We start from the raw sequence: 20,492 nt of genomic DNA, 5'->3' as shown, positions 1-20,492 counted from the left end.
AGGATAAAACAATCTAATCGCTCTACATCTAACCTCAGCGCTGCTGAGGCTAGATGTACTGAAAAGCCACCTCAGGGTGGCTTTTTTTGTGCGTAGCGTCCGGTGGCTGCTGGGCTGGCGCTGTATCCGTTGGCGCTGGTGGTGATGGTGTCGTCGCGGGTGCTGGGGTTGTACTCGTCGGCGGCTTTATTTGTGATGTGGTCGTCGCCGGTCTATAAGCAGCAGTAGTAGACGCTTGTGGTGGAATCGGTGCCTTTTAGGATAGGAAAGGAATCTGCTCAAGGGTTGTGATCTGGGAATGGGGGCCTGGGTTATCTTCTGGATTGCCTGGTCTGCTGCTGTGGATCACGGGCAGGCCGCTGAGATGGGCGCCGTTGAGTTCTGACAGGGAGTCACTGATAAACAGGATCTTGTCGGCTGGTGTACCTAGAGTGTCGGCAATCCTGAGATAGCTGGCGGGATCCTTTTTAGGCCCGACACGGGTGTCAAACCACCCGCAGAATAGCTGGCGCAGATCTCCTGCATCTGAGTGACCGTAGAGGAGTTGCTGAGCCGCTACAGATCCTGATGAGTACACCGCCAGTTGAAGCCCTGCAGCGTGCCATCGCTTCAGGGCTGGCGCGACATCGGCAAACAGGGGAGCGCGAAGCGAGCCATTGGCATAGCCTTCTCTCCAGATCAATCCCTGCAGTTCTTTTAGAGCGGTGAGCTTCCGGTCGTTATCTATAAGGGACTGGAGATAGGTGCAGAGTTGATGAATGCTGGGTTGCTGGGCTGGTGGCTGTCGAGATTTCTGCTGATGCCAAGGAATGCTTTCGCTTTGAAAAGTGTCGTTGATTGCGTCGACTTTGTCGTTATGCCAGGCCTCCTGCAGGTCGCATAGCAACCGCTTCAGATCCGGATCCTGTCCGTGTTTCATCAGATAGGACTCCAGACGAGCCCTTGCATAGGGAAACAGGGTGTCGGCCACGAAGCTCACGGGGCATGTGGTGCCTTCGATATCGAGAAGCACATGGCTGATGTCAGCCAGCAACGGTTTTGGACACGTCATGGGTTGGGGAGGGGCGGCAGCAGCAACTCACGCCAGCTCTGCTCCAGCAGGAACTCCAGAATTTCCAGATGTCGGCGGGCGCTGAACAGGTCGTGGCCCCAGGCATAGAGACCGTGTCCGGCGATCAGCAAGCCGTGGGGTGCTTCGTCAAGGTGTGGTGATGCGGCAGAGCTGAGGCGGCGCAGATCCTGATCGTTGGCCAGCACCGGAATGGCAATGGAAGTGTCGTGACTGCGAATGCCTGTAAGGCCCTTGAGCATCTCCAGGCCGTCGATCCGCACGGCCGCGTTGACGGCGTTCGCCGCTTCGGCTGGATTCGTTGCTTCTGCTGCACTCCCTACAGGCCGCAGCAGCACGGCTTGCAGGGCGCGGCGGGAGAGCAGGGTGGCGGCCTGTGAATGGGTGTGGAGTACAGCAGCGGCTCCCGTGCGTTTGACGATCTCCAGATGCAGCAGGGTTTCGGCGCTGGCCGCTCCGCTGCCGTCGATCACCTGGGCTTGTGCATTCACCAGGATCAGGTCCTGGGGGCGAATCGAGCCTTTGTCGACTCCGCTGGGGGCCATCAGCAGCTCCAGGGGCTCCAGCCGGCTAACGCAGCTGAAGTTTCCGCCGGTACCGTCGCACCAGCCCCTGGCATGGATCGCTGCGATGACCGCGCACAGTGCCCTTGCCTGCTCCCCGGGGGCGGATGTGGGCACGGACCCTTCAACGGCGTAGACCTATCTTCTCGCACCGCCCAGATCCTGTTCAACGCTGGCAGTTGGGGCACCAGTGGCTGCTGCGACCGCCCAGGCGCTCCCGCTGGATCGGTTGGCCGCAGCGCCGGCATGGTTGACCGCCGCGGCGATACACCCAGGCGATGCCTCCGTAGTTGCCATTGGTGCCGCTGATATCCCGGAAGTCGCTGAAGGTGGTGCCGCCGGATCCGATGCTGGTTTCGAGCACCTCGATCAGCGACTGGCGTAGACGCTCAAGTTCCACGAGGCTGAGACTGCCGCTTCGGCGCTGGGGGGCCACACCCGCTGCGAACAGGGATTCATCGGCGTAGATGTTGCCGACCCCAGCCACCAGCGCCTGATCGAGCAGGGCGTTCTTGATGGGCCGCACGGAGCCCTTCAGTTTCTGCATCAGGTAGGTGCCGCTGAAGGCCGCACTGAAGGGTTCAGGCCCCAGCTTCTGCAGGCCTGTCATCACGCTGGAGCACTCGTGGCCGGATGGAATGAACCACATCTGCCCGAAGCTGCGCACATCGATGAAGCGCAGTTCCTGCCCCTGCCGGCTCCAGCACCGCACCCGGGTATGGCGGCAGGGCTCGCGGGGCTCCTCCAGCCAGAGAAATTGCCCGGTCATGCGCAGATGAACGCCCCAGTGGCCTGCCGGCAGGCCGCCGCGGCTGAGCTCAGCCATCAGGTACTTGCCCCGACGGCTCCAGGCCCCGACACGAGCACCGATCAGCCCGGCCCGGAACTGATCGATCTCCTTTGGAGCGGCGATGGCCCGCTGCCTGAGCACCTCGACCTGCCCGATCTCGAACGAGGAGAGCTGACGCTCCAGCCCGCGCCGAACCGTTTCCACTTCAGGCAGCTCGGGCATCCGCTCAGCATCGATCCGGGCAGCCTGCCAGGCAGAGGGCTCGCCGTGACCAAAGAAAATCCGCCGGAAGCTGGACTCCCGGCGGATGGCGGATCAGTTGCGGTGGATTCCGAACGAGCTGGCTCGTAAGAGGGCTCAGGCCGACTCGAGTTCCCTTTCGGCGAAGTTGTTGGTGTTGATGCCGCCTTCCGAGCCGCTGTAGCCGCTGTAATTGACCTTTTCGAAGCGCACCACCACGGGGTAGCGGATGCCGGAGGTGTCGACGGACGCCACCGTGCCGACTTCGTTGAACCAGTAGGACTCAGGCCGCTTGATGCGCACCTTGTCGCCGCGGGAGATCGCCATCGCTGCGCTGTTGTTGGGTGACTGCCAGTCGGAAGATACCTGCCCCAGAGGGGCTCTGAACCGCGGGCGTCACGTTTCGTCGTTCGCTGTCACGGGTCTGCGTGGCAGCATCAGCGATTGCACCGCTGGTCGTCGATGCAGGCACCCGTCCTCAGCCTGGAGCTGCCCGATCCGGAGCGGGACGACATCAGCACGATGGAGTTCCTCTCCCGCCTGGAGGAGGCCTGGGCTGTCTGTGACCGCTTCGATCTGCAGACGGAGATCTGGCGTGGCCGGATTCTGCGGGCGGTGCGGGACCGGGAGAAGCGGGGCGGCGAGGGCCGCGGCACCGGTTTCCTGCAATGGCTCAGGGAGCGGGAGATCAGCAAGACCCGGGCCTATGGATTGATCCAGCTCGCCGATTCCGCCGACAACCTCGTCGGGGACGGACTGCTGGAGCAGGGCAGCGTGAACAACTTCTCCAAGCGTGCCTTCCTCGACACGGCCCTGGCCGATCCGGAGGTTCAGCAGATGATCAGTGAAGCCGCCAATGATGGCCAGCAGATCACCCGGAAGCAGGTGCGTCGCCTCAGCGATGAATTCACCGCCGCCACCAGCCCGCTGTTGCCCGAGGAGATCCGCCAGCGCACCCAGGAGAACCTGCTCCCCCCGCGGGTGGTGGCCCCACTGGTGCGAGAGCTGGCCAAGCTGCCCGAACCCCAGCAGGACGACCTGCGCCGGGCCCTGCGGGAGGAACCGGAGCTGGAGCGGGTCAAGGATGTGACCAGCACCGCCCGCTGGCTGAGCAAGGCGGCCGAGGCCGGCCTGGCCGTGCGCGCCTTTCAGCAGGGGAGCCTCAACCTCGAGAAGGCCCTGCAGGAGGCCCAGCGGCTCGATGCCCTCGGCCTGTTAGCCGATGCCGTCGGTCAGGCCCAGCAGCTGGAGAGCGCTGTGCTCAAACTGCACACCAGCTGGCGGCGGCTGGGGGGGCTGCAGGAACGCCTCTGGGTGGAGAGCGGCAGCAGCACACCCCATCTGCGCGAGCTGCTCACCGTTCTGCAGAGTCTGAGCGGCACCACACTGCGGGTGTCCCTCGGCGAGCTCTCGGGGGGGAAGCGGGTGCGCCTGCAGCTGGTTGAGGAGAACCCCGACCAGATGACGCCTCCGCCCTTGCCCTGAGCGCCATGACGGATCCGCTCGAATCGGAGCTCCAGCGTCATTTCGGGTGGACCGCCTTCCGCCCGGGGCAGCGGCAGGTGGTGGAGTCGTTGCTCTCCGGTCAGGATTGCCTGGCGGTGATGCCCACCGGTGCTGGTAAGTCGTTGTGTTTTCAACTGCCGGCCCTGGTACGGCAGGGCCTGGTGCTGGTGGTCTCCCCCCTGGTGGCCCTGATGCAGGACCAGGTGAGCCAGCTGCAACGGCGGGGCATCCCGGCGGCCAGCCTGCACCAGGGCCTGGATCTGCCCAGCCGCCGTGCCCTGCTGCGCCGCCTGGAGGAGAATCGTCTGCGGGTGCTCTACCTGGCTCCGGAGCGTCTGCAGGCCGAGGCCACCCGCCAGTTGCTGGAGGAGGTGCTGGAGCAGGGGCGCCTGGTGGCCCTGGCGGTGGATGAGGCCCATTGCATCAGTGCCTGGGGCCACGACTTCCGGCCCGATTACCGGCGGCTGGGTCAGTTGCGCAGCCTCTGCCCCGGGGTGCCGCTGGTCGCCCTCAGTGCCACGGCGGCCCCCCGGGTGCGCGCCGACATCATCCGCCTGCTGCAGTTGCGGCGTCCCCTGGTGCAGGTGCGTTCAGCCAGGCGCTCCAACCTGACCTATGCCATGGAGCGGCGTCCAGAGGACCCCATGGCCCTGGTGCTGGAGGCGCTGGAGCGGGCGCGGGGTGCCGTGTTGATCTACGCGCGCACCCGCCGCTCGGTGGAGCACTGGGCCGCCCGCCTTTCTGCCGCTGGCCGTGAGGCGATCGCGTACCACGCGGGCATGGACCCCGAGAGTCGCCAGCTGGCCCTGGAGCATTTCCAGGAGAGTCCGACGCCGGTGCTGGTGGCCACCGTGGCCTTCGGGATGGGGGTGGACCGGCCGGATGTGGGCCTGGTGCTGCACCTCGATCTGCCCGCCAGCGCCGAGGGGTATCTGCAGGAGTCGGGCCGGGCCGGCCGTGACGGGCTTCCCGCCCGCTGCCTGGTGCTGTTCGATCCGGCTGATCGGCTCTCCCTGGGCTGGGCGATGCGGGCCTCGGCGCGGCAGATGAGTCCGGAACTCCAGGACCAGGAGCGCCCGCGCCGTGACATCGCCCAGCAGCAGCTGCGGCGGATGGAGGCCGTGGCGGAGGGCAGCGGCTGCCGTGAACAGGCCCTGCTGCTGACGGTGGGGGAATTGGTGCCGCCCTGTGGCCGCTGCGATGTCTGCCGGCGGCCCCGCTCGATCAGCGACTGGTCGCTGGATGCGGCGCGGGTGCTGGAGGCCCTGGCTCAGAAGGACGGGGTGGATCTGCGCCGGCTGGCCGGGGCCCTGGAGCAGGCCCATGCCGGCGATGAGCAGCGCTGGGGATGGCTGACTCGCCGTCTGGTGCAGGAGGAGCTGATCAGCGAAAGCGACGACGGCAGCCAGCGTCTGTGGCTGCGCACCGCTGGACGTCACTACCTCAGCCAGCCCTGGCCCCTGCGCTGGGCGGCCTGACTGCGCAGCTGGGTTGAGCTTCAGCCTGAGGTCTGCTTGCAGACGTCCTTGATCAGCTGCTCCTCGTAATCGGTGGTGGGATCTTCCCAGGTGGTCCAGGCGCCCGCGGCGCCGGTGGCATTGATCTTGCGGGCGGCGCAGTTGATCGCCACGAACACCGGCTGCCCGCCGCTGTTGAGAGCCGGAGCCACCTGGCTGCCGCCCATCGGCCGCAAGTTGGAGAAATCCACCTGCAGCGGACCGTAGGTGCGCCAGTCCGGGGCGGCGGTGTTGCTGGGGTCGGGCTTGGGTTGGGGCTTGGGCTGCACAGCAGCGGGTTTGGCTGCAGCCGCAGGTGTGGTGGCCGGTTTGGCCTGGGGCTCTGGTTGCTTGGTTTGCTCGGGCGGATTCGGCGCTGGTTTTGGCTCTGGTTTGGTGGCGGCTGGCTTAGCCGGCGCTGGTTTGGCTGCTGCAGGTTTGGCAGCTGCTGGTTGGGTGGCTGGGGTTCCGCTGGCGGGCCCAAGGCTGAGCTTTGTGCCCACCTGCAGGTTTTCGGGAGCTTCGAGTTTGTTCAGACTCACCAGCCGGGCCACCGGCACGTCGTAGCGCTCGGAGATCTCCGAGAGGGTTTCACCGGATTTGACTACGTGCACCCGAGCGGCCTTCGCTCCTGCCGCCGCGGGGGGCGCTGGCTTGGCGGCGGGCTTGGTGGGTTTGGTGGGCTTGGCCGCGTTCTTCGCCGGGGGCACCTTCAGGCGTTGCCCCACCTGCAGCAGATCCTCCTCCTTGAGGCCATTGAGCTCCATCAGCCTCTGCACTGAAAGGCCATAGCGCTCAGCGATCTCTGAGAGGGTTTCACCGGCGCTGACGGTGTGGCTGCCGGTCCCTGAAGAACCCGAACCGGCCCGCGGCGCTGGCTTGGCCCCATCGGGCAGCTTGAGCTTGGTGCCAGCCTCGACCAGATCGGGATCCTTGATGCCGTTGAGTTGCATCAGCTTCTGCACCGATACGTCGTAGCGCTCGGCGATCTCCGAGAGGGTTTCCCCCGACTTGACCACGTGTTGGGGGGCCGCCAGGGCAGGCAAGGGCAGAACCAGGGCCAGGACCAGGGCGGCCAGGACACGGCGCAAGGGTTGCGAGCTGCTCATGGAAGGCGTTCGGCTGGGTGAACCTTACGGAGACCTCCCCGGAACGCCAGCCCCCGCTTCATCTCCAGCCCCGGCCCACTTCGTTTCGGCACTCAGCCCAGCAGCCGCTTGATCAGGCTGAGCCGATCTCCGTAGGGCGGGTAGCGGAAGGGCAGATCGAAGCCGAAGGGTCGGCGCAGCACGCTGCGCAGGTGCGAGAACGTGTCGAAGCCCGCCTGGCCGTGGTAGCGGCCCATGCCGCTCTCTCCGACACCACCGAAGGGCAGCTCAGGCACCCCCACCTGCATCACCACGTCGTTGAGGCAGACGCCGCCGGAACTGGTGCTGGCCAGCACCTGGTCCTGGGCCGTGCGGCTGCGGCTGAACAGGTAGAGAGCCAGCGGTTTGGGTCCTTGGCGGATCAGGTCGATGGCCTCGTTCAGCCTCATGATGCTGACCACTGGCAACAAGGGGCCGAACAGCTCGCCGGCCAGGAGCGGATCGTTGATGCCGGAGAGGAGTTCGGAGGCAGGTTCGCAGGCAATCAAGGTGGGAGCGATCCGGCGGGTCTGGGGATCCACCTGGCCACCGCTGAGCACCCGGCCATCCCGCCTGGCGCCCTCCAGCAGGGCCAGCAGCCGCTCGAACTGGGCCTGGTTGATGATTCGGGCCAGGTCGGGGGAGGCGAGGGGATCGTCTCCGTAGGCCCGCTGGAATTCACCCCGCAGCCGCTCGATCAGGGCCGGCCGTACCCTTTCCTCCACCAGCAGGTGGTCGGGGGCGATGCAGGTCTGCCCGGCATTGAGTCCCTTGCCCCAGGCCAGCCGCCGAGCGGACACCTCCAGATCAGCATCGGCCAGCACGATCGCCGGGCTGCGCCCTCCAAGCTCGAGGGTCACCGGCGTCAGATTCCGGGCCGCTGCTGCCATCACCAGCCGGCCCACCCGGCCGCCGCCGGTGAAGAAGATGTGATCGAAGGGGAGATCGAGCAGTTCGCCAGCCACCTCGGCGCCGCCCTCCCGCACCACGACCACCTGGGGATCGAGGTGGCGGCCCGCCAGCCGGGCGATCAGAGCGGAGGTGTGGGGCGCTTGCTCCGAGGGCTTGAGCACGGCGGTGTTGCCCGCCGCCAGGGCGCTCACCAGGGGCTGGAGCGTGAGCGAGAAGGGATAGTTCCACGGGCCGATGATCAGCACGCAGCCGAGCGGTTCAGCCACCAGCTCCGCCCTTCCGGGCCGCTGGGAGAGGGGAACGGCAACTGGCCGCGGCGCCATCCAGCGCTTCAGCTTCTGCTGGGCCAGGCGGAGCTCCTGCCGCACGGCCACTACTTCGAAATAAGCCTCCACCGGCGGTTTGCCGAGATCGGCGTTCAGCGCCTCGATGATGGCTGGCTCGTTTTCCGCGAGCAGTGAGTCGAGCGCCTGGAGCTGGGCACGACGCCAGGCGAGCGGCCTGGTGGTCCCCGAACTCACCAGCTCCCTCAGGGCGGTTGTCGAGAACTGCCCGCTGGGGTCATCGGGCCCGCCTGCGCCAGCAGCGGTGGCGGAGGGGGAAATGGAGGTCTGGCTCATCGACTGGGGGGCAATCAGATCAAGTCTGGCCAGAGACGGAGTCTGGCCGCGACGACGGATCGAGATGTATCAGCGCCCAGATTGAGAAGAGAGTCCAGCAGCCTTGGTATTCATCAACAGGCCAGAATCAGCTGCAGAAAAAGCAGCACAACGGTGAGTTGAAAAGCCCTTGACGAGACTTGAACTCGTGACCTCTCCCTTACCAAGGGAGTGCTCTACCGCTGAGCTACAAGGGCATGTGGAAAGGTGGGCCGGGTTGGATTTGAACCAACGTAGGCAGAGCCAGCGGATTTACAGTCCGCCCCCATTAACCACTCGGGCACCGACCCGAACCACACCTCGACAACTTACCAGCCGACCTCCCTCATGCAGCTGCTCGTCCTCAATGGTCCGAATCTGAACCTGCTGGGCAGCCGCGAGCCTGGTCTTTACGGCACCTCAAGCCTTGAGGCCATCCGCGACGACCTCACTGAGCGGGCCATGGCGCTGGGTGTTGAGCTGGCCTGGTTCCAGAGCAACCACGAAGGAGCCCTGGTGGACCGCATCCAGGAGGCTCGCGGCCAGAGCTCCGGCATCCTGATCAATGCCGCCGCCTACACCCACACCTCCATCGCCCTGCGCGATGCCCTGCTGGCCGTGGCCATCCCCTACGTGGAACTGCACCTGAGCAACACCCATGCCCGCGAACCCTTCCGCCATCACTCCTTCCTCGCCGACCGCGCCGTGGGCGTGATCTGCGGCTTCGGGCCCACCAGCTACCGGCTGGCTCTCGAAGGCCTGCTCGACCACCTGCGCAGCCGCCCGTGACTGCCCCGGCGGCTGCGGTGGCACGGGTGCGCTGGCTGGCGGCGCCCACCGGCCCCGAGTGGCTGGAGCAGGCCCTGGCCCATCCGCTCGAACTGCTGATCGATCACGCCCACTGCGAGCGCAAGGCGGCCGGGGCGGCCCTGCAGCTGATGTTCCGCTACCCCTCCGACGAGGCCCTGGCAGCGGCTCTCAGCCCCCTGGCGCGGGAGGAGCTGGAGCATTTCGAGCGGGTGCTGGCTCTGCTGGGGAGCCGGGGTCAGGCCCTGCGTCCGCTGGCGGCGCCCCCTTACGGCGCGGCCCTCGCCAAGCTGGTGCGGCGCCCGGAACCGGAGCGCATGCTCGACAGCTTTCTGGTGGCGGGGTTGATCGAAGCCCGCAGTCACGAACGCATGGCCCTGCTGGCGGCCCACAGCCCTGACCCTGAGCTGCGGCAGCTTTATGGGGAGTTGCTGGCCAGTGAGGCGCGTCACTTCGGCCTTTACTGGGTGCTGTGTGAGCGCCGCTGGCCCCGATCTGTGGTGATGGAGCGGCTGGAGCAGCTGGCCGCCCGGGAAGCCGAGCTGCTGGCCCAGCTCCACCCCCAGCCCCGGATGCACAGTTAGGGGTCGAGCAGGGGGAAGTGGGAGGCGATGTCATCGCCGGTGAACCGGGCCACCCAGCCGTCGGGGTTATTGAAGAAGCGCAGGGCGGTGAAGTGGGGGGCCGCGCCCATGTCGAACCAGTGGCGGGTGCCGGCGGGCACGCTGATCAGGTCGCCGCTGGTGCAGAGGACCTGCAGCACCTCCTCACTGATGTGGAGGCAGAACAGCCCCTGCCCCTCCACGAAGAAGCGCACCTCGTCTTCGGCGTGGGTGTGCTCGGCCAGGAACTTCTGCCGCAGGGCCTGCCGCTCCGGGTGGTCCGGGCCGAGCCGGATCGCATCGACCCTGGGGTAGGCCCCCTGAGACTGGATGCGGGCGACCTCGCTGGCATAGGCGCTGAGGATGGCCTCCTGATCGGCGCCGTCCGCCAGCTCACCCCGGGTCGGCCAGCGCTCGAAGCGCAGGCCTCGGGCGGCCAGCTCGGCCGCGATCACCTCGCCGTCGTCGCTGCTGAACGGGGCACTCGCCGGGCTGCTCTGGCCTGGCGTTGGCGGATTGACGGGGTGGATCTGCAGGCGGCTCACGGCGGCGCAGCGGCGAGGGGATCGCTCTTCAGCCTAGAAAGCGTGCTGGCAGGCGCCGCCAGGAGCACCCCTGTGATCGATCGCTTTGAAGCAGCCTCGGTGCTGGACTCAGCCTCCGGTTCGGACTCCGGCCCGGGTCTGGTGCTGGTGGGGGTCGGCCCCGGGGACCCCGAGCTCTGCACCGTGGCGGCGGTGCGGGCAATCCAGGCGGCCGATGTGGTGGCTTACCCGGTGGCGCGGCTGGAGGCCGAGGGGATGGCCGCCCGGATCGTCTCTCCCTGGCTGAGGCAGCAGCAGCGGCGCCTGCCGCTGCTGTTTCCGATGGTGGTGGAGCCGGCCCCGCGCCGCCGCGCCTGGCGCCAGGCCGCCGAGGCCCTGGCCATGGAGGTGGCGGCCGGCCAGCGGGTGGTGCTGCTGTGTGAGGGCGATGTCTCCCTGTTCGCCAGTGCCTCCTACGTGCTGCTCGAGCTGCTGGAGCGCCACCCGGGCTGTCCGCTGCGCCTGATCCCCGGGATCACAGCGGCTTCGGCGGCGGCGGCGGCGGGCGCCTGGCCCCTGGCCCTGCAGCGCCAGACCCTGCAGGTGCTGCCCACCCCGGATGATCCCGCCGAACTGCAGGCGCTGCTTGAGACTGCTCTGGCAGGCCCTGAAGGCCAGCGGCCGGTGCTGGCCCTGCTCAAGCTGGGTGCCCGCTGGAGCTGGGTGCGGCCCCTGCTGGATCGAATGGGGCTGCTGGAGGGTGCCCTCTTCGCCCGCCGGGTGGGCTGGCCCGAGCAGACGGTGGCGCCGGCCTCGGCGGTGCCGTCCGATGGCGATGGAGCCTCCTCGTACTTCTCCCTGCTGCTGATCCGCTGCGGCTGGCCCGAGGTGCTCCCCGACACCGGGGCGGCCTGGGCTGATCACGGCCAGGATGCTTGCCTGAGTGAACCGCCTGGAGGCCCATGAATCCAATCGACTGGTTCGCCCTGCTCCACCCGGTCCTGGTGATTCTGTTCGTGTATCCGGTGGTGGGGGCGACCATTCGCCTGGGAATCCTGGCCAGGGAGCGTCGGCTGAAGATCCACCCCCAGCCGCCCACGGTGGGGGTGGAGCACGCCGATCACGGTCGCTGGCTGACCGGGGGGATGGTGGTGGCGGTGCTGGTGGCCCTGATCTACTCCTTCACCAGCAAATTCATCACGCCCGAGCCCCCTTTCGCCGGTGGCGTCCAGCGCCTGGCTCTGCTGCTGGTGGTGAGCGCGGGCACCTTCGCCAGCCTGCTGGCCCTCTGGCGGGTGAAGTCCACCAACCTGCGGGCCTGCTTCGCGCTGCTCACCTGGGCGGGTCTGCTGGGGCTGGGCAGTCAGCCGGAGATCTGGCGCCTGAGTGATAACCCGTTCGAGGGTGCGTTCTGGGCCTCCCATTACTGGAGTGGTGTGCTGCTCACCGGCTTGATGCTGTTCTCGATGTCGGCCAAGCCGGAGATCTTCCGCTCCCTGAAGATGCGTCGCCTGCACGTGAGCGTGAACATCCTGGTGGCGGTGCTGCTGGCGGTTCAGGCGATCACCGGCAGCCGCGACCTGCTTGAAATTCCGGTGAGCTGGCAGAGGTCGGCGATCTACTCCTGCGACTTCGAGAAGCGCATCTGCCCAGCTCCGGCCAGCAGCTCCAGCGCCGCCGATGGACTGGGTGCCCGCATCAGCTGATGGCGCAGCCGGGCGGCGCCGGCAAAGCCCTGGCAGGTCCAGCCCAGGTGCTTGCGCGCGATCAGCAGCCCCTGCTCGCCCCGGGCCGCCACCAGGGCCTCCAGGTGCTCCCGTGCCAGGGCAAGCCGTTCAGGGGTGCCCGGAAGCGGCGGCAGCGGCCTGCCGCTCAGGGCGGCGTCGATGCGGCCCACCAGCCAGGGGGCTCCGAGTGTGCCCCTGCCCACCATCACGCCGTCGGCGCCGGTGCGCTCCAGGCAGTCGAGGGCCTGCTCGGGGCCGGTGATGTCGCCGTTGGCGATCAGGGGAATGGAGAGGACCTGCTTCACCCGGGCGATGGCGTCCCAGTCGGCTGATCCGGAGAATCCCTGCTCGCGGGTGCGGCCATGCAGGGTCAGGGCCTGGGCTCCAGCCGCCTGCAGGGCCAGGGCGAAGCCCACCGGATCGGAGGAGTCGCCGCACCAGCCCAGCCTGGTCTTGACGGTGACCGGAACCGTGACGGCCGCGCTTACGGCCTCGACGATCCGGCAGGCCAGGGCGGGGTCGCGCAGCAGCCCGCTGCCGCCTCCCTTGCGGGCGATCTTGCGCACCGGGCAACCCATGTTGATGTCGATCAGGAAGGCGCCTTCCCCCTCGGCCCGCCGGGCCGCCTCCGCCATCGCACCGGGCCGGTGGTCGAACAGTTGAACGGCGATCGGCCCGGTTTCAGCCCCCAGTCCCGCCATCTTGTCGCTGCCGTGGCCCAGCTCCAGGCTGGTGGCGTTGACCATCTCGGTGAAGAGCAGGGCATCGGGCGCCCAGCGGCGCACGAAGCCACGGAAGATGCGGTCGCTCACGCCGGCCAGGGGTGACTGCAGCACCCGGCAGCGCAGGCTCCGCGGCGTTCCGCGACCCGGCAGGCTCAGGGGTGCATCGTTGAAGAAGCTGAAAGCCATGGCCATGTCAGCGTCGCAGCCGGAGGGCGGCCCAGATCCCCAGCCCCTCAGCCGCGCTCTGTTGATGATGATCCTGGATGACCGCCTCAGCGACCGCTTCGTCTGTGAGCTGATCTGGCGGCGGCTGGGCTATCGGCCCCAGGCCGGAGCGGTCAGCGATCCTGTGAACAAGACAAGCACCAGCGAGCCCTGGCTGGCCACACCAGCCACGCCGAACGCCTGGGCCGAGGCCTTCCCTCAGGCACCGGAGCTGATCGCCACGCGCCCCGCCAGCGTGCGCCTGACCCGCTCCATCCCCGCGGAGCACAAGCAGTTGCTCAAAGGCCAGCTCGGCTTCGCCGGCTACCGGATCGGCGAGCTGGTGCCGCGCCGCACACGCCGGGCCACGGCGGTGAACTGGCTGCTGGCCGATCTGGCGGCCCGTGGGGAGGATCTGCCCGAGCAGGGGCCGCTGCCTGAGCCGCTGGTGCCACCAGAGTCGCCGCTTCAGGGGCACCCCGGCGATCCACCGGTGCACTGAAGCCGGTGGGCTGAAGCCGGCTCACTGAAGATCAAGCACTGATGAGGGCTCACGCAAGACGCAGGAACCCGAGTGCTTCCGCCGCCAATCGAGGCGTTTTATCAAAGCGGCTTCAGTCTGTAGGGTTGAACCAGGTAATCGTTGTTGAGATAACAGTTCTTGGCGCTTCCAGTCGTCGCCATCATCGGGCGGCCCAATGTGGGCAAATCCACACTTGTGAATCGGCTCTGCCGCAGCCGTGAGGCAATCGTTCACGATCAGCCGGGCGTCACCCGTGATCGCACCTATCAGGAGGGGTACTGGGGAGATCGTCGCTTCCGGGTGGTCGACACCGGCGGTCTTGTCTTTGATGACGACAGTGAGTTTCTGCCGGAGATCCGGGAGCAGGCCAACCTGGCTTTGGCGGAAGCCGCCGTGGCCGTTGTGATCGTCGATGGCCAGCAGGGGCTCACCGCCGCTGATCAGGCCATCGCTGACTGGTTGCGCGGCCAGAAGGTGCCCGTGCTGCTGGCTGTGAACAAGTGCGAATCGCCGGATCAGGGCCTGGCCATGGCCGCCGATTTCTGGGGTCTGGGCCTGGGTGAGCCCTTTGCCGTCTCGGCCATCCACGGGGCCGGCACCGGGGAACTGCTCGACAAGGTGATCGGCTTTCTGCCCACCACTCCTGAGGAGGAGACGGAGGAGCCGATCCAGCTGGCGATCATCGGGCGGCCAAATGTGGGCAAATCCAGCCTGCTCAACTCGATCTGCGGCGAGGCGCGGGCGATCGTGAGCCCGATCCGCGGCACCACCCGCGACACGATCGACACCACGATCGAGCGGGAAGGCAAGACCTGGAAGCTGCTCGACACCGCCGGAATCCGCCGCCGTCGCAGCGTCAGCTACGGCCCTGAATACTTCGGCATCAACCGCAGCTTCAAGGCGGTGGAGCGCAGTGACGTGTGTGTTCTGGTGATCGATGCCCTCGATGGCGTCACCGAACAGGATCAGCGGGTGGCTGGGCGCATTGAAGAGGACGGTCGCGCCTGCGTGATCGTGGTCAACAAGTGGGACGCGATCGAGAAGGACAGCCACACCATGGCGGCGATGGAGAAGGAGCTGCGCGCCAAGCTCTATTTCCTCGACTGGGCGCCGATGCTGTTCACCTCCGCCCTCACCGGCCAGAGGGTGGAGAGCATCTTTGCCCTGGCCCTGATGGCGGTGGAGCAGCACCGCCGCAGGGTCACCACTTCGGTGGTGAACGAGGTGCTGCAGGAGGCTGTGAGCTGGCGTTCGCCTCCCACCAGTCGCGGCGGGCGCCAGGGCCGCATCTACTACGGCACCCAGGTGGCCACCAGGCCGCCCAGCTTCACCCTGTTTGTGAACGACCCGAAGCTGTTCGGCGAAACCTACCGCCGCTATGTGGAGCGCCAGATCCGCGAAGGTCTGGGTTTCGATGGCTCTCCGATCCGGCTGTTCTGGCGCGGCAAGCAGCAGCGCGACGCCGAGAAGGACCTGGCCAGGCAGCAGAGCCGCTCCGCCTCCTGATGGTGCGCTCCTGATGGACTGGCTGCGTCAGCTGCCCATCGGCCAGTACGTGGATGGGCAGCGGGGATGGCTGCGGCGGCTCGATGCCCGACTCAAGCTGGGCTGGACCCTGGCTTTCCTGGCCACGCCGGTCCTGGCAGGCCCCCAGTGGCGGCTTGCCCTGGTGGCGCTGCTGCTGCTGATCACGGCCGTCTGCGGTCTTCCCTGGCGCCTCTGGCGGCGCAACCTGCCGGTGTTGCTGGCCCTCTGCCTGCTGGTGGGCCTGCTGGCCTCCCTGGTGCCTGTGGGGGTGGTGGCCTCCGCCAGCGCGATGCGCTCCCCCCGGGAAATCCTCCTGGCCCCGCCCCCTGCAGGCGAGCCAGCTCCCCAGCGTCAAGGGCTGCCCTGGGAGGTGCTGCGCTTGGGGCCGATCCAGCTCGGGCCCCTGCCGATCGGGCCGCTGGTGGTGAACCGCCGCTCCGCCGAGCTCGGCCTGAACAGCGCCACGCTGCTGTTCACCCTCCTGCACAGCGCCAACCTGCTGTTGCTCTCCACCCCGCCGGAGGAACTGGTGTGGGCGCTGAGCTGGGTGATCACGCCGCTCGGTGCCCTGGGGCTGCCGGTGGAGCGGCTGGGCTTCACCCTGCTCCTCTCCCTGCGTTTTCTGCCGCTGGTGCAGGAGGAGTTCCAGAACCTGCTGCGCTCGATCGCCACCCGGGCCGTGAACCTCAAGAGCCTGGGCTGGAAGGGTGGGCTCGGACTGCTGCTTTCCGTGGCGGAGCGCTTGCTCGCCAACCTGCTGCTGCGCTCGGAGCAGGGGGCCGAAGCCCTGATGGCCAGGGGCGGGCAGTGGGTGCCGCCGGCCCAGATGCGGCTGGCCCGGCGGGCGGCTCGCTGGCTCAACCTGGTGGCGGCTGGAGCCCTGGTGGTGTTCCTCGGTCTGCGCTGGCAGTACGGTGCGCTGTAATTGGTAGCCATTGCAGCCGTCAGTGAGCGTCGACGCGACCACAGAGCGTTATCTCAATCATCCGACATTCGGCCTCCTGTATCGGGTGGCTCCAGCGGGTGAAGGTCGCGATCTATTCGCCACCCTCTACGCCCAGCGGATGTTCTTCCTGGTGACCCTGCAGCCACGCGGGGCCCAGTTCGAGGTGATTCCGCTGATGGATGCCCGCCATGTGGCGGAGCAGAACCTGGCGCGGGCCCGACGTGATGGCAGTGTGCATCTGCCCCGCTGGCGCCAGCTGTTCGATCAGACTTTCATCTGATCGGAGATGCCCGCTGACGACCTTGCCCAGCGGCTGAAGGCCCTGCAGGGGCAGTTGCCCCCCCAGGCTCGTCTGCTGGCAGTCAGCAAGGGGCAGCCGGCGGTCCGTCTGCGCGAGGCGGTGGCCCTGGGGCTGCGCAGCTTCGGCGAGAGCCGCCTGCAGGAGGCGCAGGCCAAGCAGGTGGAACTGGCCGATCTCGAGCCGCTCGACTGGCATTTCATCGGCAGGCTGCAGGCCAACAAGGCCCGGGGGGTGCTGCGCCATTTCGGCACGATCCATTCCGTCGATGGTCTTGCCCTGGCCGAGCGGCTGCAGCGGATCGCCGCTGAGGAGCAACTCAGCCCCCGGCTGTTCTTTCAGGTGAAGCTGAGGAGCGATCCCGGCAAGACGGGATTCGAGCCGCGGGAGCTGGAGCAGCTGTGGCCCCGGTTGCGGGCGCTGGAGCCCCTGGTGCCAGTGGGTCTGATGACGATCGCTCCCCTGGGGCTGGAGGCTGATCAGCGCTTGAGGCTGTTCCAGGACTGTGCTGCGCTGGCAGCGAGCCTGGGTCTTGGGGAGCTCTCGATGGGCATGAGCAACGACTGGCCCGAGGCGGTGCGGGCCGGCAGCACCTGGGTGCGGATCGGGTCGGCTTTGTTCGGCGAAAGGCTCTGAACCTTGTTTCGTAAATCGGTATCCAGGTTGTGTCCAGTTGCAACCGAAGGCATGGGACGCTAAGTAAGTACATCTCCAACCGAAGGTGCCCACGGTGTCGTTGTTCTCCCGCCTGCGTGCCGTCGTTTCCGGAGACGACTATCTCGACGGCGACTACGACGACGAATTGGATTACGACCCCGGCGATTCGCCTGCCAGCTCGTCACCCCCCGGCCGTCCGGCCCTTTCCAGCGGCAGTGCCCTCGCCCTGACCAGCGACTTCAGCAGCGACGATCCCTTCGGCTCAGTCAGCTCCTCCAGCAATGTCATCGGCATGCCGGGGCTTTCCTCCTCGGCGGCGGAGGTCACCCTGATGGAGCCTAGGAGCTTCGATGAGATGCCCCGGGCGATACAGGCCCTGCGTGACCGCAAGACCGTGATCCTGAACCTCACGATGATGGAGCCCGACCAGGCCCAGCGTGCGGTCGACTTCGTGGCGGGCGGCACCTTCGCCATCGATGGCCACCAGGAGCGGGTGGGCGAGAGCATCTTCCTGTTCGCCCCCAGCTGTGTCACGGTCACCACCGCCAGCAGCGAAGAACCCTCCTCGCCCACGATCGTGTCCAGCCGCGAACCCGCCGGCAGCGAGAGCGACCCGGCCGCCCCAAGCCCTGCCTGGGGCCGTCAGGATTCCGCCTCCGGTTTCAGCCTCTGAAGCCCTCCGGCCTTGGTGTGATCGGCCTGGGCCGCATGGCCCGGGCACTTCTGCTGCCTCTGCTTGATCAGGCGGTGATCCCCCGTGATCAGGTTCAGGCCGTGGTCGCCACCGCAGACTCGGCCAGGCGCCTCCAGGCGGAGCTCGGTGTGGCAGTGGGTCGTGACCCGGCTCGGGCCTGGGCTTGCCCTGCCGTGCTGCTGGCGGTCAAGCCCCAGTTGCTCGCAGCGGTGGCGGCTGGCGCGCCGCCGCCGCCCCCTGGCGACGACGCGCCACTGCTGATTTCAGTGCTGGCCGGCGTGACCCTGAAACGGCTGGAGCTGTCTTTTCCCGGCTGGCGTTGCGTGCGGGCCGTGCCCAACACTCCCTGCCTGGTGGGCGCCGGCATCACCGGTCTGGCCTGGGGCGACGACCTGCCAGCCGATCAGCGCCAGTGGGTATTCGATCTCTTCGCCCACGTCGGGGTGGTCAAGGAGCTGCCCGAGAGCCAGCTGGATGGTCTGCTGGCCCTGGCCTCCTCAGGCCCTGCCATTGCGGCGGTTCTGCTGGAGGCGCTCGCTGATGGTGGTGTGGCCTCGGGCCTGCCCCGGCCCCTGGCCCTGGAGCTGGCCCTGGGCATGATGGCTGGCTCGCTGAAACTGCTGCAGGAGCAGGGGCTGCATCCGGCGCAGCTCAAGGACATGGTGGCCAGTCCGGCTGGCACCACGATCGCGGCCTTGCGTCAGCTGGAGCAGGCGGGGGTGCGCAGCGCCTTGATCGAGGCGGTGCTGGCAGCGGCGGAGCGCAGCAGGGCCCTCAACGCCGGCTAGGCGTCGCGCTGGCCAGCCGGCTACCCAGCTAAGTCTTCTCCCCCAGCCGCGGTTCCTCGCCCGCCTGCAGCCGCTTCAGGTTGCTGCGGTGCCGCCAGACCACCAGCACGGTGGTGAGCACCGCCAGGGCCAGGTAGGCCGGCCTGAGGCCGGTGCCGGCTCCGGCAAAGGCTCCCAGCATCAGCAGGGGCAGGCTCAGGGCCGCCACGACGCTGGAGAGTGAGACGATCCGGCTGATCGTGAGGCAGGCCAGAAAGGTCCCGAAGCAGGCCAGGCCCACGGCCGGTACCAGGCCCAGCAGCATGCCCAGCCCTGTGGCGACCGCCTTGCCCCCCTTCCAGCCCAGCCAAACGGGCCAGATATGCCCTGCGAGGGCCGCCAGACCGGCCGCGACCACCCACCAGTCGGTGCTGGGGGTGAACCCGCTGGGCTGCAGCAGGGCCTTGGCCAGCAGCACCGCGGCCGTGCCCTTGAGCACATCCACCAGAAACACCACCAGGGCGGGGCCCTTGCCCAGCTGCCGCAGCACATTGGTGGCCCCGGTGGAGCCGGAGCCCAGCTGGCGCAGGTCGATGCCTGCAAGCCAGCGGCCTGCCAGCCAGCCCGTTGGCAGCGAGCCCAGCAGGTACCCCGCCGCCAGCACCAGCAGGGGCAGGAAGGGCTGGCTCATGACAGGTCCTGCTCCAGGGCCAGTTCGTTGGCGGTGGCGGCAAAGGCCAGCCAGAGGGGGAACTGAAGCACCGGGATGTCGACCACCTGCTCGGCGGCATCGATCACGATGAAGGGAAGTTCGCCGCGCTCCTCGAGCCGGTCGGCCCGCTCGATCAGGGCATCGGGCCGCTCGAACAGCACGATGCCGCTGTTGGGGCCGAAGTCTTCCCGGGCCAGCCCCAGGCAATCCTGCAGGCCGCGGCGCCACTCTCCGAGCCGCTCGGGCTCTCCGGCCAGCACCAGGGTCTGGAAGCGGTCGCCGTAAAGGTCCCCCAGGATCGCCACCGCCCCGGCAGTGATCAGGGCATTGCGGTTGCGGCTGCCGGTGCTGGCCTGGGCACCCCGCCCGCCCTGGTTGAGGAACCAGTCTTCGAGCAGGCCGGCAGCAGCGGGCTCCAGGCTACGGCGCAGCTTCCAGGGATCGGCATAGAAATCGGGCTGTCCCTGGAAGCTGGCGAGGCGATCGCGGATCAGTTCGGCGTCCTGGCTGAACTGGCCCGCCGCCGCCGGTGCAATCTGCTGGACCACCGCTGTCGGAATGGCCTCAGGCTGAGGATCCAGAGGTGAGGGCTGCACCTGCAGGGGCTGCACCACCAGGTCCATCAGTTCCGCCTGGCTGGCCAGATCCTGCAGGGCCACCACCAGGTAGTCCTGGAAACCCTTGAGCCGGCGGGCGATGCCGTCGGCGCGGCCGCTGAGGCTCCCGTCGAGATCCGCGTCCAGCTGCTTACGCCGCTGCTCCAGGGCCTGGATCTCGCTCAGCAGGGCCGCTCGGCGCTCGCGCAGATCGTTCAGGGCCAGCTCCAGCAGCTCGCCATGGACCGCCGGCTGAGCCGAGGCGATCGGTTCGGCTGCAGCGGAACCGGTAGCGGCCGGTTCCGGTTCGGGAATGGGGGTGATGTCGCTCATGGCAGGCCGCTCAGGTGGAGCTCCAGCTGCTGGCGCAGGGCGTTGGCATCAAAGAGCACCGGCAGCAGATGGGGACTCCGGCGTTCACGGAAATAGAACAGCACCGGCAGGGGCCCCCAGAACAGCGTCCAGCCGATCCAGTCGCTGTAGGGGAAGCGGCGCAGCAGGGTGGAGCGGCTCCACACCAGCAGGGCATCGCCGCTGAACTGCAGCCGCAACAGCAGGGTCTGCAGCAGCAGGACCAACCCGAGCAGCCCGACCACCCCGGCGGTGATCGGGATCCAGCTCCAGACGTGCTGGAGGAGCAGCAGCGCCACGCCCAGGGCGATGAACCCCAGGGGCACCCAGGGGCGGGGCGCCAGAATGACACCGTTGGCTGGATCGGGACCGCTCGGGGGAGGCAGCTGACTGCCCGTCGGATCGTTGCCTGGAGAGCTCGTGGGAGTCGTCATCGCTCCATGCTGCAGCGCCTGCCCCCCCGTTGGCCAGCGCTTGCTGCTCGGGACCCC

At 67.8% G+C, this 20,492-nt stretch carries 24 protein-coding genes and 2 tRNA genes; 13 read left to right on the top strand and 13 right to left on the bottom strand.

Annotated elements, in window-relative coordinates:
- Nucleotides 1-256: 256 nt before the first annotated feature.
- The 4 genes from mtnC to CJZ82_RS10815 all read right to left on the bottom strand — a co-directional run bounded on the left by mtnC (nt 257) and on the right by CJZ82_RS10815 (nt 2,989).
- On the bottom strand, nt 257-1,051 hold the full coding sequence (mtnC, locus tag CJZ82_RS10830; protein ID WP_094555788.1) for an acireductone synthase: 795 nt from the start codon (nt 1,049-1,051) through the stop codon (nt 257-259).
- Entirely contained in the window at nt 1,048-1,749 is a 702-nt protein-coding gene (locus tag CJZ82_RS10825) for a class II aldolase/adducin family protein (protein WP_094555787.1), read from the bottom strand. Before CJZ82_RS10825 ends, mtnC begins: the two co-directional genes overlap by 4 nt.
- A gap of 49 nt (nt 1,750-1,798) precedes the next feature.
- On the bottom strand, nt 1,799-2,644 hold the full coding sequence (locus CJZ82_RS10820; RefSeq protein WP_094555786.1) for a DNA-formamidopyrimidine glycosylase: 846 nt from the start codon (nt 2,642-2,644) through the stop codon (nt 1,799-1,801).
- A 135-nt stretch (nt 2,645-2,779) separates the two neighbouring features.
- The gene (locus CJZ82_RS10815; protein WP_094555785.1) at nt 2,780-2,989 is read right to left on the bottom strand and encodes a photosystem I reaction center subunit IV; all 210 of its coding nucleotides are present in this window, start codon (nt 2,987-2,989) and stop codon (nt 2,780-2,782) included.
- A 135-nt stretch (nt 2,990-3,124) separates the two neighbouring features.
- Between CJZ82_RS10815 and CJZ82_RS10810 the strand changes: the two genes are divergently transcribed.
- Nucleotides 3,125-4,147, top strand: a complete 1,023-nt coding sequence (locus CJZ82_RS10810; RefSeq protein ID WP_094555784.1) for a hypothetical protein — start codon at nt 3,125-3,127, stop codon at nt 4,145-4,147.
- Nucleotides 4,148-4,152: 5 nt separating this feature from the next.
- The gene (locus CJZ82_RS10805) at nt 4,153-5,646 is read left to right on the top strand and encodes an ATP-dependent DNA helicase RecQ (RefSeq protein WP_094555783.1); all 1,494 of its coding nucleotides are present in this window, start codon (nt 4,153-4,155) and stop codon (nt 5,644-5,646) included.
- 20 nt (nt 5,647-5,666) lie between these two features.
- On the opposite strand, the gene CJZ82_RS10800 is transcribed toward CJZ82_RS10805, so the two are convergent.
- The 4 genes from CJZ82_RS10800 to CJZ82_RS10785 form a co-directional block, all read right to left on the bottom strand.
- Nucleotides 5,667-6,773 (bottom strand): LysM peptidoglycan-binding domain-containing protein, encoded by a 1,107-nt coding sequence (locus tag CJZ82_RS10800; RefSeq protein WP_233130196.1) that lies wholly within the window; start codon nt 6,771-6,773, stop codon nt 5,667-5,669.
- Nucleotides 6,774-6,865: 92 nt separating this feature from the next.
- Nucleotides 6,866-8,323 carry an aldehyde dehydrogenase family protein gene (locus CJZ82_RS10795; protein WP_094555782.1) on the bottom strand — a complete coding sequence of 486 codons (1,458 nt, stop codon included), beginning with the start codon at nt 8,321-8,323 and terminating at the stop codon, nt 6,866-6,868.
- A gap of 164 nt (nt 8,324-8,487) precedes the next feature.
- Nucleotides 8,488-8,559: transfer RNA gene (locus CJZ82_RS10790), tRNA-Thr, on the bottom strand.
- Nucleotides 8,560-8,570: 11 nt separating this feature from the next.
- Nucleotides 8,571-8,652 (bottom strand) — tRNA-Tyr (locus tag CJZ82_RS10785).
- 37 nt (nt 8,653-8,689) lie between these two features.
- Between CJZ82_RS10785 and aroQ the strand changes: the two genes are divergently transcribed.
- Both aroQ and CJZ82_RS10775 read left to right on the top strand, forming a co-directional pair.
- Nucleotides 8,690-9,130, top strand: a complete 441-nt coding sequence (gene aroQ / locus CJZ82_RS10780) for a type II 3-dehydroquinate dehydratase (protein WP_094555781.1) — start codon at nt 8,690-8,692, stop codon at nt 9,128-9,130.
- Nucleotides 9,127-9,732: a tRNA-(ms[2]io[6]A)-hydroxylase gene (locus tag CJZ82_RS10775; protein ID WP_094555780.1), complete on the top strand. Its 606-nt coding sequence runs from the start codon at nt 9,127-9,129 to the stop codon at nt 9,730-9,732. Before aroQ ends, CJZ82_RS10775 begins: the two co-directional genes overlap by 4 nt.
- Here CJZ82_RS10775 and CJZ82_RS10770 read toward each other — a convergent pair.
- Nucleotides 9,729-10,295 (bottom strand): acireductone dioxygenase, encoded by a 567-nt coding sequence (locus CJZ82_RS10770; RefSeq protein ID WP_094555779.1) that lies wholly within the window; start codon nt 10,293-10,295, stop codon nt 9,729-9,731. The genes CJZ82_RS10775 and CJZ82_RS10770 overlap by 4 nt on opposite strands.
- A gap of 147 nt (nt 10,296-10,442) precedes the next feature.
- Between CJZ82_RS10770 and CJZ82_RS10765 the strand changes: the two genes are divergently transcribed.
- Nucleotides 10,443-11,240: a precorrin-2 C(20)-methyltransferase gene (locus CJZ82_RS10765; RefSeq protein WP_233130199.1), complete on the top strand. Its 798-nt coding sequence runs from the start codon at nt 10,443-10,445 to the stop codon at nt 11,238-11,240.
- The gene (locus tag CJZ82_RS10760; RefSeq protein WP_094555777.1) at nt 11,237-11,980 is read left to right on the top strand and encodes a DUF4079 domain-containing protein; all 744 of its coding nucleotides are present in this window, start codon (nt 11,237-11,239) and stop codon (nt 11,978-11,980) included. Before CJZ82_RS10765 ends, CJZ82_RS10760 begins: the two co-directional genes overlap by 4 nt.
- Here CJZ82_RS10760 and dusB read toward each other — a convergent pair.
- On the bottom strand, nt 11,893-12,912 hold the full coding sequence (gene dusB / locus CJZ82_RS10755; protein ID WP_094555794.1) for a tRNA dihydrouridine synthase DusB: 1,020 nt from the start codon (nt 12,910-12,912) through the stop codon (nt 11,893-11,895). The genes CJZ82_RS10760 and dusB overlap by 88 nt on opposite strands.
- Between dusB and CJZ82_RS10750 the strand changes: the two genes are divergently transcribed.
- The 7 genes from CJZ82_RS10750 (at nt 12,911) to proC (ending at nt 18,363) form a co-directional block, all read left to right on the top strand.
- A complete protein-coding gene (locus CJZ82_RS10750; RefSeq protein WP_094555776.1) occupies nt 12,911-13,432 on the top strand; it encodes a DUF1823 family protein in 522 nt (173 codons plus the stop codon). The genes dusB and CJZ82_RS10750 overlap by 2 nt on opposite strands.
- 159 nt (nt 13,433-13,591) lie before the next feature.
- Nucleotides 13,592-14,959, top strand: coding sequence for a ribosome biogenesis GTPase Der (der, locus tag CJZ82_RS10745; RefSeq protein ID WP_094555775.1), 1,368 nt, complete (start codon nt 13,592-13,594; stop codon nt 14,957-14,959).
- A 13-nt stretch (nt 14,960-14,972) separates the two neighbouring features.
- Nucleotides 14,973-15,905, top strand: coding sequence for a CbiQ family ECF transporter T component (locus tag CJZ82_RS10740; protein WP_094555774.1), 933 nt, complete (start codon nt 14,973-14,975; stop codon nt 15,903-15,905).
- A gap of 22 nt (nt 15,906-15,927) precedes the next feature.
- A complete protein-coding gene (locus tag CJZ82_RS10735; protein WP_094555773.1) occupies nt 15,928-16,206 on the top strand; it encodes a PipX family protein in 279 nt (92 codons plus the stop codon).
- 6 nt (nt 16,207-16,212) lie between these two features.
- Nucleotides 16,213-16,860, top strand: a complete 648-nt coding sequence (locus CJZ82_RS10730) for a YggS family pyridoxal phosphate-dependent enzyme (protein WP_094555772.1) — start codon at nt 16,213-16,215, stop codon at nt 16,858-16,860.
- Between the two features lie 94 nt (nt 16,861-16,954).
- Nucleotides 16,955-17,554: a cell division protein SepF gene (locus CJZ82_RS10725; RefSeq protein WP_094555771.1), complete on the top strand. Its 600-nt coding sequence runs from the start codon at nt 16,955-16,957 to the stop codon at nt 17,552-17,554.
- Nucleotides 17,555-17,589: 35 nt separating this feature from the next.
- On the top strand, nt 17,590-18,363 hold the full coding sequence (gene proC, locus CJZ82_RS10720; protein ID WP_233130195.1) for a pyrroline-5-carboxylate reductase: 774 nt from the start codon (nt 17,590-17,592) through the stop codon (nt 18,361-18,363).
- 28 nt (nt 18,364-18,391) lie between these two features.
- On the opposite strand, the gene plsY is transcribed toward proC, so the two are convergent.
- From plsY to CJZ82_RS10705, 3 genes are read right to left on the bottom strand one after another with little or no spacing between them, the layout of a single operon-like run.
- Nucleotides 18,392-19,033, bottom strand: a complete 642-nt coding sequence (gene plsY / locus CJZ82_RS10715) for a glycerol-3-phosphate 1-O-acyltransferase PlsY (protein WP_094555769.1) — start codon at nt 19,031-19,033, stop codon at nt 18,392-18,394.
- Complete coding sequence (locus tag CJZ82_RS10710) at nt 19,030-19,983, bottom strand: DUF3086 domain-containing protein (RefSeq protein WP_094555768.1); 954 nt, start codon at nt 19,981-19,983, stop codon at nt 19,030-19,032. The genes plsY and CJZ82_RS10710 overlap by 4 nt, the downstream gene beginning before the upstream one ends.
- Nucleotides 19,980-20,435: a DUF3119 family protein gene (locus CJZ82_RS10705; RefSeq protein ID WP_094555767.1), complete on the bottom strand. Its 456-nt coding sequence runs from the start codon at nt 20,433-20,435 to the stop codon at nt 19,980-19,982. The genes CJZ82_RS10710 and CJZ82_RS10705 overlap by 4 nt, the downstream gene beginning before the upstream one ends.
- Between the last annotated feature and the right edge of the window lie 57 nt (nt 20,436-20,492).

Source organism: Synechococcus sp. 1G10 (assembly GCF_002252625.1).
GTDB lineage: Bacteria > Cyanobacteriota > Cyanobacteriia > PCC-6307 > Cyanobiaceae > Regnicoccus_A.
Note: the sequence above shows the minus strand (reverse complement) of the source record. Positions and strands in the feature narration are given on the sequence as shown.